We start from the raw sequence: 10,268 nt of genomic DNA, 5'->3' as shown, positions 1-10,268 counted from the left end.
CTCCAGTTTAGAATACTTTCTGACCTTTAATAGAGGGGAAGCTCAACATTTCGCTTTTGAAACAAAGGCGTAATAAATAAAATCATTGAATTGTGAACTAAGTCGTTTACGTTTTGATGAATCACTATTGATAGATATAATACCCATATAGAATGCTTATATCGGCGCTCCGTAAAATAGATGACGTACCAATAGTGAGATATATTTTGGGAGGAGACTCTCAATCCTATTCGTTAGTGACCATTGTTGGTGGAATCTTTATTTTCAGTTGATATCTTCGATATTACGRACGCAATGTGGTTGTCGATAATTAACTGCGTGTATCCGTATAATGTAGAAAAGGTGAGTTTCGGTAGCAAAACTGTGTGTTTTCGAACAATATCGTTTATGCAATGACCACCTAACTGAGTAGCCGCTTAGTTTTAGAAATATATTGATGACAAATGGCAGACATGTCTTAGTATTACATGTATTAGGTGTTTTTTGGTCCTAGCCTAGCTCGGGAATGGAGAAGTATAGTGGTTGTAGAAACCGATGGTTATTTAGCGTTAATTGAGCATTTGGCATTTAATTTAGATGTATTTGCTCAGCAGCAAGGTGACACTGGGGAAGAAAGTGTTGAAGATRTTGTGACGGATATGATTTCTAGTAATATCATGACAATCTTTGAACAGAACCCTGAGCTTCATTCAAGTGTTCGTTTTCAATTGCTAAAAGAAGCCGATTCTGTCGTTGAAGACTTAGGTGAAGTATTAGCGGGTGTTTGGAGCAAGAAAGCAACAAACCCACAAATTGAATTCTTAGATGAATATATCGCACTGGTTAAGAACCTGTTTGATTCCGCTGTCGCAAAGTACGATTAACACAAATCTACCAAAGTAGGCGGGTACTACACTCGCCTAAATTGCCAAAATACAGAAGCCCAATACGGGTTATCTAGCCTTGAAATAATCACACCTTTTGATGTTGATGCATGTAAAAATTGCATATTCCCCAGATAAACGCCTACATGATTTGTCGTTCGAGATGTTTTAAAGAAAACTAAATCGCCACTTCTTACTTCAGAGTAGGAAACTTCTATACCGTGAGTACTTTGTTTATGGGTTGTTCTTGGCAGTAATTGCTGAGTCGCATCACGAACAATTGTCTGAACAAAAGCTGAACAATCAACTCCTTGAAATGATGTTCCACCGTATAGGTAGGGTACACCTTTCCATTGTGCATACATTGCCATATACGCATCGGTGATTTGTTTATCATTCGCTTTCTGCGTATGTGACAGCCTAGATTTTGAAGCCTCGATTTCTGCGAGCCTCGTCATATCTGGCTGAGAACTACAACCAGCTAGCAACAATAGGCTGAGTGGCAGGTATAAGAAGTTCGTTCGTTTCATGTGTCACTGTACTGAAATTGTTATGAAATAAAACCGTCATCTACGGATCCTAGTATACGTCTTAAATTAAGGGCTTAGCTCTTGTGAGTCAAACTGGATTTGAAATGCTTAATTTAAAACGTTCTCCTTCTTCTCTCTCGCTTATTCAAATGATCAGCGTGATCTTCTTATCAATTATCGTTCTTGTCGCCATTTTATCTTTTGCTAGTATTCGTGGTGTAGAAAGAGTCGGTAGTCATTTTGAAACTCTGTCTGAACAGGGGCTACCGCTAGCAATGCATAATGCGGAGTTAACTCAAAGTATTCTAGAGCAAGTGAAGTTGTTGAGTTATGGCACGCAGATAGACAACACAGACGCGCTGGTGGCTGTACAAAGTAAAGTTCAATCCACAACGGATCGCACGGATTTACTCGTAGAGCAATTGTTTATCATCGCGGATAATTTTAAAGGCTCAGTATCTGAAGAATATCGAAAGCAACTGATGGATGACATTAAACTTCTCCAGTCTGTTTCACGAGGAGTACTCAGTATGCAAATGGAGATACTCAGCAGACAAGCTCAGTTGAGCAGTGAAGTAACAGAATTTCGTTATGGTCTAAGTTCAATTGGCCCTGAAATGAATCGAATTAGCTCATTCCTAGTACAAAATAACCCAGAAGCTTATGATGCTGCCAACCGGTTTACTGCTAGTGCGAGCTCAATGGAAAGTACTTTTTTGGTCATGATGATGCAAGAAGACTTAGATAGTGCTGGGCTAGAGTATAAAGAAATGCGCAATCGGATTGCAGGTATTAACCTTGCGTATGATGACTTTTCAGATTGGCATCCAGATATAAAAGAGTTTGCGAGCTTAACCGCACCTTATGAGATGGTAAAGGCGGGTTTTGCTGAAGGTGGGGTATTGAAGCAGATACTCACCAAGCTAGAGTCTCAAGACCAACAAAAGCTAGAGCTAGCCAAAGCCGGCGTTGTTGGTGACCGTATTATTGAAACGCTTAACTCTATTTCGAATACAGCATCGGATCTTATCGATCAAAGTGAAACGGTAGTGACCACAACCATCTCGACCATTATTAAGGTAATTTTGCTTAGCGGGCTCGTCATCGTTAGTGTTGTCCTTGTTTCATGGATTTGGTTAAGAGCATGGACAAATAAAGGACTGAAAAATATTACGAGTCAGCTTAACTTATTATCCAATCATGACTTTTCAGGTAGTACGAAAACAATCGGTCCACATGAACTACAAGTAATCGCAGAAAAGTTGAATGCGGTTATCGCATCAACCAATGGTTCAATCTCTACTGTGACAAGAAATTGTGAAACACTTTATCAAACGGCAGAGGTAAGCCACGAAGCTGCGGAAAACACCAATCAAAGCTTGATTGAACAGAATGATTCCTTACAAAGTATGATTTCGACGATTACTCAGTTAGAGGCTTCAATCGGAGAAATAGCTACAATCACCAATGATTCCAATCAAGATGCAGTACATGCGGCAGAACAATCATTGCTAGGCAGCAAAGTGATTGGGTTGAACCAAGATCGTTTACAGAGTCTAGAAAATACGTTGAACATCAATGAGTCGTCGATGGTTGAACTTGATAGTCGCGTAAAACAGATCCGTGAGATGGTTGATATGATCAGCGGAATAGCGGAAAGCACGAATTTACTCGCACTGAACGCCGCTATTGAAGCTGCACGAGCTGGTGAGCAAGGGCGGGGCTTTGCCGTGGTCGCAGATGAAGTAAGAAAATTAGCAAGTGGAACATCGCAGCAAACGACAAACATCAGAGACATGATGAACGAATTAGTCACTGCGGCAGACAAATCACGCATGGCGGTGGCTGAATCAAGAAAAGAAATGTCGAGCGCACTTGAGACAAGTAACGATGTAAAAGTTACATTTGAAGATATCGCACTGGCGGTAGAAAAAATCCGCGGCCGAGTCGAGCAGATAATGGTGGCGACTGAAGAACAAGAACGAGCGACTGCCGATGTTTCAAATTCAATCTCACGGATATCCGATCGTGGAGAGAACACTAAGCATCAAATTGAGTCTATGGTCGAAAGTTCTCAGCAGGTAGCTCAAATTGCAGGTAATCAACAATCTATGCTGCATAAATACATTCTAAGCTAGGGCTTGATAGTAACCAGAACCAATAAACAGAGGGCAAACTAATCGTGCGACACATCAACCATAGCCTGAACATTGGTTGGTGCTTGGCTTTAAGCGATTAGATTGCGATTAACGAAAAAAGAGGTGCCAGTTTTACAACTAGCACCTCTTTTTATTACGTTTAATGAAGCCTTAAGCAGCTAACTAACTGTCTGAATCTTTGCTGTTAGGGTGCTTCACAAAAGGTTGAATCAACATCCGATTCAAGTGTTGTGACTGTGGAGTATTGATTTCAGGCACACCAATCTTAACGCCGTCATGGCCAAATTCAGGTTGCGACCTGTAAGTCTTAAATACAAAGTCCCATGTAGACAAGAAGAACCCGAAGTTTGAATGTGTTTCACGAGCAATGATGGAGTGGTGAACTCTATGCATATCGGGGGTGACTAACAAACGTCGTAACCATTTATCCATAGGTAACGGGAGCTTTGCATTGCTGTGATTAAACATTGCACTTGCGTTTAGGATGATTTCGAAAATGATGACTGCAATAGGTGGAACGCCTAGAATCATAACGAACGCTATTTTTATCCACATGGATATTAGGATCTCAACTGGATGAAAGCGAGTCCCCGTTGTTACGTCAATATCTAGGTCTGCGTGGTGTACTCGGTGAAGCTTCCATAGAAAGGGAACACGATGAAATACCAAATGCTGAAGGTAAATTGCTAAGTCGAGGAGGACGACTGACAGCCCGATCTCAACAATCGTAGGAAGAGTGATTACATTGAACAACCCCACACTATGGTTTTGAGCCAACACTGCTGCTTGAAATGCAACAATAGGCATTATCAATGCGATAAGTACACCATTTAAAGTCAGTAAGCTTAAATTGTTTCCCCAACGAACAAACTTGCTTTGGGTAAGAGGTTTACGTTGTGCTTTGTATTCCCAAAAAGCACAAAGAAGAAATACGAGAATAAAACAAACAAAGCGCAGTAGAGCGGGGTCTTGCATAAAGAATTCCTTCTATCAATCTGTTGTTACTGTAAGTACAATTGCGCCAATTATCTATAGTTATCGTTTGTACTTCATGAGAATCCACGCTTTCCACCGTCTGTTCCAACACCGCTTGTCTTTATCGACCAAACCGTTTAATGCTCGAGGCTGCAAAGTCGTTCGTTGTCAGCATTGCCAAATAAAGCAAGACCATTGTATTTGTGAGTATCAACCTGATATCGACACCAATGTCGCAGCGATGTTGATCGTATCGGACAATGAAGTATTGAAACCAAGTAATACTGGTCGTTTGATTGTGGACACGATCAAAGAAAGCTATGTATATCAGTGGAATCGCACAGAACCAAGTTCTGAAATGTTAGATATCTTGAACGATGAGCGTTATCAGCCTGTGGTAGTTTTCCCTGAAGACTACACAGATGATAAATCACGCGTAATTACAGACTTGTCCACCACTCGTGACCTTAACAAAACTTTGTTATTTATCTTCCTTGATGGAAGCTGGCGCGAAGCAAGAAAAATATTCCGTCGCTCGGAGTATCTACAAAACCTGCCAGTACTTTCTATCGAGCCAGATTCGGTATCTCAATATATGATGAGAAAATCGGATAACGACCAGCATTTGTCGACAGCAGAAGTTGCGAGTTTAGTATTGAAACAAGCACATGAAGTTGAAGCGGGTGAGGTTCTGCAGCTTTGGTTTGAAACATTCCGCGAAAGTTACATGTTAAGTAAGACCCGATATAAGTCTGATCCGACGATGCCGTGTTTGAAAGCTTTCATAGAGCACACGAAAAGCGAGAAGTCAGTCTAAGCTTTGCAATTCCGTGTGCTGTCTTGTTGTTCAACCAGTTCATTTCAGCGAATAAATTCGCTTTAGGTCACGGTTTGTGGGGGGAGGGATATGGATAATGCCTCTAGTTTAGTTTTAACGTCCCATTTTAGGGATGAATCAGGAGAGAGTTACATGTATTACGGCTTCGATGTTGGCGGGACTAAAATTGAATTTGGTGCCTTCAACGAAAACTTAGAGCGAGTAGCAACCGAGCGCGTACCTACACCAACCGATGATTATTCGAAGTTGGTTGATACGATTGCAGGCATTGTGAACAAGTATGACGCTGAATTCTCTTGTGAAGGAAAGATTGGCTTAGGGCTTCCTGGTATGGAAGACGCTGATGATGGAACAGTGTTAACGGTTAATGTACCTTCAGCTAAAGGCAAGCCACTACGTGCTGATTTAGAAGCGAAAATTGGTCGCACTGTAAAGATCGAAAATGACGCAAACTGCTTCGCTTTGTCTGAAGCGTGGGATGAAGAGCTTAAAGATGAACCTTCAGTTGCAGGCCTTATTTTAGGTACGGGCTTTGGTGGAGGTTTAATTTACGACGGTAAAGTATTCTCAGGTCGCAACCATGTAGCGGGTGAACTTGGTCATATGCGTTTACCGTTAGATGCTTGGCTTCATTTAGGTGAAAATGCGCCACTATTAGGCTGTGGTTGTGGAAAAAAAGGTTGTCTAGATAGCTATCTATCTGGTCGAGGCTTCGAGCTGTTGTATGAACACTACTTTGGCGAGAAGAAGAAGGCGATAGAGATCATTGAAGCGAATGCACAAGGTGAAGCGAAAGCAGCTGAGCATGTTGAACGCTTTATGGAGTTGTTGGCTATCTGTTTTGGTAACTTGTTCACTGCATTAGACCCACACGTTGTTGCATTGGGTGGTGGTTTGTCTAACTTTGAGCTTATCTACGAAGAAATGCCAAAACGAGTACCTAAGTACCTACTTTCTGTGGCGAAGTGTCCGAAGATCATTAAAGCGAAGCATGGCGATTCAGGCGGTGTTCGTGGGGCAGCTTTCCTAAATATAAAATAGATTAAAATTCTATTTTAATTAGAGATGCTTAATTTTATCCAGTTAGGATAAGTGAAATTAAAAAAGGTTGATGTGTGAACATCAACCTTTTTTGTATCTGTCTGTAGATGACTGAATCCTTGAGGATTACTTGTTCTTTTTACCTACACCAAGATTATCTTTTTGCTTTAGCGTTAGCTTAGTAAAGCCAAGCTTGCGGAAGTAGTTATCTTGGTAATTACGAACAGCTTTCGTATCAGAGATTAACTCAAGCTGTTGTTCGGTCTTTAGGTACTCAGTAAGATCAATGCCTTCTGCTTCTGCTACCGCTTCTTGAATTGTGCGGTGCTCTTGATAAGAAAACAGTAACTCTTTGTCTTCTTCTTTGTACGTGTAAAGAATTGTGCGTGCCATGTCGGTCTCTCTAAATGCAATATCTAAGGCTAAGTAAGCGATTAACTTAGCCTTCAAAATCTAATAGTTAGATTCTGCCTTGAAGTGGGATGATTGTCACGCTTTCACCGACTTTAACTGTATCTACATTCGGAGAAACTTCGATTAAGCAGTTAGCTTCACTCATTGAGCGTAGGATACCAGAGCCCTGTTTACCTGTAGTACGAACTTCTACTGTGCCATTTTCGTTCATGGTGAATACACCGCGGCTGAACTCTGTTCGACCTTGACGAGAGCGAATAGCCTCAGCCGCTACAGCATTTACTTTAACAGGCTGCCAGTTTTCTTGTCCTTGAAGCTTTCGAATTGCAGGCTCTACAAAATTAATGAAAGAAACCATAACGGCAACTGGGTTGCCTGGTAATCCGAAGAATGGTGTTTCCTCGATCTTACCGTAAGCTAAAGGGCGTCCCGGGCGCATGTTGATACGCCAGAAGTCTATCTGACCAAGTTTATCGAGTGCGAGTTTAATGTAATCTGCATCACCCACCGAAACGCCACCAGATGTGATCACCATATCTGCATCTAATGAAGCTGAATGTAGTACATCCATCATTTTAGACTCGTTATCTTCAATGATGCCGTAGTCGATGATGTCGCAATCCAGCTTACGTAGCATGCCCATAATCGTGAAGCGGTTTGAGTCGTAAATAGAATTTGGCTTTTGTGTTTCACCTGGGTTTTGTACTTCATCACCTGTAGAAAAAACGGCTACTTTGATTTTTCGTTTAACCTCGCATTGCCCGAAACCAAGCGACGCTATCATTCCCATTTCAGGCGAGTCGATACGGGTGCCTTGTGTGAAGACTGGCTGTCCAATAGCTAAATCTTCACCAGCCTGACGAACGTTTTGTCCGATGCTGATTTTAGCGTCAGGGAAGCTAACGTGATCATTTTCATGTATAGCTTGTTCGCGCATAATGACGGTGTTTGCCCCTTTAGGCATAGGTGCGCCAGTCATTATTTTTACAGCTTCACCAGACTGTAATTCAGCGTCATATGCATACCCAGCCATTACGTCAGCAACAACGGTATATGAGTCTCTTGCTAAGTCGTCAACCTTGATAGCATAACCGTCCATCGCAGAGTTAGTGTATTGAGGAACATTGATTGGAGAAATGATGTCAGTGGCCAATACACGTTCAAAGCTGTCGAGTAGGCTAACCGACTCTGTCAGCTTTGAGTTGTCGATACTGTCTAGGATCTTTTCTTGCCCTTGAGTCACGGTTAAACCAGCAGGCGAAAAAGAATCGCAGCATGGTGCTGGAATATCATCTTTTGGAGCGCAACATTTCGATGAACTAGAAAACTCTGATGCATAGTTAATAACGAACTGGCTGATTGCTTGTAAGTCGTTAATCGACATTTGAGGCAAGTCGCTGTCGACTTTCTCGTCGGCGGCTATAGCAACAATATTGTCATCATTAGGGTAAAGCCAAGGTTTACCCACTTCAGCGCGATGCAGTTCGATTTTTGGAAACGCAATGTTCTTACAGCCTTCAACCAAGATGAGATCAAGTTGCTCAGAATCAAAACGAGTCAGTAAGTATTCGAAATTCGCTTCTTCTTCTGGAGTCTCTGTCATCAATGCGTGTCGATTACGTGATGCAATCAGCATTTGAGTTGCTCCAGCTTTTCTTAAGCGATAGCTGTCTTTACCTGGTTTATCGACATCAAAGTCGTGGTGCGCATGTTTCAATACGCCAATTTTTAGTCCTGATTCGGTTAACAAAGGTAAAAGCGCTTCAAGTAAAGTTGTTTTGCCTGTACCGCTGTAAGCTGCAAAGCCGAGCAGGGGTAGGTTAGGGTAGCATTTTGAATTTGTCATTACTGGAGCGTTCCAAATTGTAGTAGTTCTTCAGGAGTGTTTAAGTTGACGAAGCAGTTTGGTGAATCACTGAAATCCACATAGCTTGTTTGGCACTCTTTGTATAAAAGGATGATCTTACGGTCGCCACGAGCTAAAAATGCTTCTAACTTAGGCAAAACTCGTTTGTGAAATAGGGTGAAAACCGGCTGTTTGTACTCACCATCGTGAGCAACCAAAATATCGGTATCCGGTTCGACTTGTTTACAGAAACGAGCAACAAGGTCTTCGTTGATTTGTGGGCTGTCACAAGGAACAAAGCCAACCCAGTCATTAGGCGCACTTTTTAAGCCTGCGTGGATCCCACCGAGTGGGCCCGGGTAATCTGGGAATGAGTCTTGAACGACAGGCGCAAATTGACTGTAGGTACTGAGATTACGATTGGCATTTATGGTGATGCATTTGGTTTGCGGTGCGAGCTTGTCGATAACGTATTGAATTAATGGCTGACCATTCAATTCAACTAAGCCCTTGTCTTTACCGCCCATGCGACTTGCTTGGCCGCCAGCTAAAATAACCCAACTAGTTTGCGTTGGAAGCAACATATAAATTCTCTTGTGCTTTATGTTTTGAAATCACATGCAACATTGGCGATTCAATTAAAGTGTTGTCTTTAATCCACCATTGTTTTTGGCATAAATCGGTTAGGGCATTGGTTTGGTGACTTGTTATCACCAAGCTGACGCCTCTTTTCAGGAGATCTTGTGCCATTACAACCAATCTTTCAATCGATTCTTTATCTAATGAGGCACTCGGTTCATCCATTAGCAGAATAGAAGGTTTTAAGATCCATGCTCGTGCCATCGCGACGCGTTGTCGTTCTCCGCCAGACAGTACGGACACATGCTCGTCTGCTAAAGTTTCCAAACCTACCATTCTTAACGCATTGATTATTTGCGCTCGCTTATCTTTTTGGCACTCTTTTACAAATCGAATCCCATAAGCGACATTTTGAAACACGGTGCCATCGAATAAATATGGTGATTGGTGCAGATAGATAATGTCTTTGAATTTCGAACGAGGTAGCAATGTCGCTTTCCAACCCGATATTGAACCATTTATGTTTCCGGTTGTGGGTTTGGTTAAACCAGCAAGAACTTTAAGCAATGTCGTTTTACCAACGCCATTATCGCCCTTAAGGTAAATCGCGTCATTCGGGCCAATGCTTAATTGAGGAATATGGAAAAGCACTCGTTCTTTAAAGCGAACAGAAAGCTGTTGTGTGGTTATCTTAATACTCATGTTATTCACCTAYGTCCTTAGATAACCTTTTCCTCTCACACTTGAGAGAAAGAAGTTTAGAGCGAGTGCTAAACAAAGTAAGACCATGCCAAGTGCTACGCCTTGAGCAAATGCCCCTTTATGGCTTTCCATCGCTATTGCCGTTGGGATATTACGAGTCATACCCATGATGTTGCCACCTACCATCATTGAACAACCGACTTCAGTAACAATACGGGAAAATGCTGCGATAACAGCTGCGAGTAGTGGGAAGCGTGTTTCCCAAATTAAAGTAGCGGCCACTCGTGTCGTCGATACACCAAGAGTTAAAGCCGTTTCTAC

At 42.0% G+C, this 10,268-nt stretch carries 10 protein-coding genes and 1 pseudogene; 4 read left to right on the top strand and 7 right to left on the bottom strand.

The window, feature by feature from the left end; all coding sequences use genetic code 11:
• Positions 1-518: 518 nt before the first annotated feature.
• The gene (locus L4C33_RS15845) at positions 519-863 is read left to right on the top strand and encodes a DUF3802 family protein (RefSeq protein ID WP_428813386.1); all 345 of its coding nucleotides are present in this window, start codon (positions 519-521) and stop codon (positions 861-863) included.
• A gap of 26 nt (positions 864-889) precedes the next feature.
• Here the strand turns inward: L4C33_RS15845 and L4C33_RS15840 are convergent, their stop codons facing one another.
• Positions 890-1,393, bottom strand: a complete 504-nt coding sequence (locus tag L4C33_RS15840; RefSeq protein WP_428813385.1) for an NlpC/P60 family protein — start codon at positions 1,391-1,393, stop codon at positions 890-892.
• A gap of 104 nt (positions 1,394-1,497) precedes the next feature.
• Here L4C33_RS15840 and L4C33_RS15835 point away from each other — a divergent pair, with 104 nt between their 5' ends.
• Positions 1,498-3,531 (top strand): methyl-accepting chemotaxis protein, encoded by a 2,034-nt coding sequence (locus L4C33_RS15835; RefSeq protein ID WP_428813384.1) that lies wholly within the window; start codon positions 1,498-1,500, stop codon positions 3,529-3,531.
• A 183-nt stretch (positions 3,532-3,714) separates the two neighbouring features.
• Here L4C33_RS15835 and L4C33_RS15830 read toward each other — a convergent pair whose 3' ends face one another.
• Positions 3,715-4,527 (bottom strand): sterol desaturase family protein, encoded by an 813-nt coding sequence (locus L4C33_RS15830; protein WP_428813383.1) that lies wholly within the window; start codon positions 4,525-4,527, stop codon positions 3,715-3,717.
• 76 nt (positions 4,528-4,603) lie between these two features.
• Between L4C33_RS15830 and L4C33_RS15825 the strand changes: the two genes are divergently transcribed.
• Both L4C33_RS15825 and nagK read left to right on the top strand, forming a co-directional pair.
• Positions 4,604-5,344, top strand: a complete 741-nt coding sequence (locus L4C33_RS15825) for a tRNA-uridine aminocarboxypropyltransferase (protein WP_428813382.1) — start codon at positions 4,604-4,606, stop codon at positions 5,342-5,344.
• 153 nt (positions 5,345-5,497) lie between these two features.
• Positions 5,498-6,406, top strand: coding sequence for an N-acetylglucosamine kinase (nagK, locus tag L4C33_RS15820; RefSeq protein ID WP_428813381.1), 909 nt, complete (start codon positions 5,498-5,500; stop codon positions 6,404-6,406).
• A 126-nt stretch (positions 6,407-6,532) separates the two neighbouring features.
• Here nagK and L4C33_RS15815 read toward each other — a convergent pair whose 3' ends face one another.
• The 5 genes and pseudogenes from L4C33_RS15815 to L4C33_RS15795 form a co-directional block, all read right to left on the bottom strand.
• On the bottom strand, positions 6,533-6,799 hold the full coding sequence (locus L4C33_RS15815) for a DUF2960 domain-containing protein (RefSeq protein WP_428813380.1): 267 nt from the start codon (positions 6,797-6,799) through the stop codon (positions 6,533-6,535).
• Positions 6,800-6,866: 67 nt separating this feature from the next.
• Positions 6,867-8,666, bottom strand: a complete 1,800-nt coding sequence (locus L4C33_RS15810; RefSeq protein ID WP_428813379.1) for a bifunctional molybdopterin-guanine dinucleotide biosynthesis adaptor protein MobB/molybdopterin molybdotransferase MoeA — start codon at positions 8,664-8,666, stop codon at positions 6,867-6,869.
• On the bottom strand, positions 8,666-9,250 hold the full coding sequence (mobA, locus tag L4C33_RS15805; protein WP_428813378.1) for a molybdenum cofactor guanylyltransferase MobA: 585 nt from the start codon (positions 9,248-9,250) through the stop codon (positions 8,666-8,668). The genes L4C33_RS15810 and mobA overlap by 1 nt, the downstream gene beginning before the upstream one ends.
• Entirely contained in the window at positions 9,228-9,947 is a 720-nt protein-coding gene (locus L4C33_RS15800; protein ID WP_428813377.1) for an energy-coupling factor ABC transporter ATP-binding protein, read from the bottom strand. Before L4C33_RS15800 ends, mobA begins: the two co-directional genes overlap by 23 nt.
• Positions 9,948-9,956: 9 nt before the next feature.
• A pseudogene (locus tag L4C33_RS15795) lies at positions 9,957-10,268 on the bottom strand (ABC transporter permease); the annotation flags it as partial.

It is taken from the genome of Vibrio makurazakiensis, from assembly GCF_050337375.1.
GTDB lineage: Bacteria > Pseudomonadota > Gammaproteobacteria > Enterobacterales > Vibrionaceae > Vibrio > Vibrio makurazakiensis.
The sequence above is the reverse complement of the archived record's forward strand: the minus strand, read 5'-3'. Positions and strand labels throughout refer to the sequence as shown.